We start from the raw sequence: 638 nt of genomic DNA on the forward strand, positions 1-638 counted from the left end.
GCTGCTTTTTTACAACTTCTATTACCAAACATTCTGGTAATAATTATTTTAATATGTACAATAACAGTAGATGCGTTACTATTAAACGGCTACTTATTTATACATACCTTTTTCCAAAATCCAGCCAACGGCATAGGCATAATAGCCTTACGTGTAGGTATATTCTTTTTCATATATGCCCTTAGCATATTCATTATTGAGAAAAAGAATTATATCTCTTCGGAAGAAGAGAAAGAGGTGCATTAATAAATGATATTATACTATTTATTAAAAAGAGACTTGTATTTACGCTTTAGAGATACCATGAAAATGTCTACTTTTCTAATCCTTTTATACACTGCTATTGTTTTTTATTGTACATGGAATCAACTTACCGCCATGAATGAGCGACATGTTTCTCTAAGTATTAATTTTTATAAAATATTTTCAGGTGTAGATTTTATTAATCTAGCTCACTTTTATAAAGAAGGTCGTCTAACATTCCCTTTTTACTGGCTCTTCTTTCAGTTGATTCCTTTATTGGCACTAGGACATTTTACTCATTCAGATATACAAAAAAACGGTGTATATTTGCTTCCTCGTGTTAGAAAAAAATCTTTGTTATGGTCAAGTAAAATGATCTCATTATTCGTTTATAC

1 protein-coding gene and 1 pseudogene are annotated in these 638 nt (G+C 29.8%); both read left to right on the plus strand.

Going from position 1 to position 638, the window contains the following annotated elements:
- Positions 1 to 246, plus strand: a 246-nt coding sequence (locus tag RCF13_RS00090; protein ID WP_308140655.1) for a hypothetical protein, incomplete at its 5' end; no start/stop codon positions are given.
- A gap of 132 nt (positions 247 to 378) precedes the next feature.
- A pseudogene (locus RCF13_RS00095) lies at positions 379 to 638 on the plus strand (hypothetical protein); the annotation flags it as partial.

The organism is Stenotrophomonas maltophilia group sp. RNC7 (assembly GCF_030910085.1).
Classification (GTDB): Bacteria; Pseudomonadota; Gammaproteobacteria; order Xanthomonadales; family Xanthomonadaceae; genus Stenotrophomonas; species Stenotrophomonas sepilia.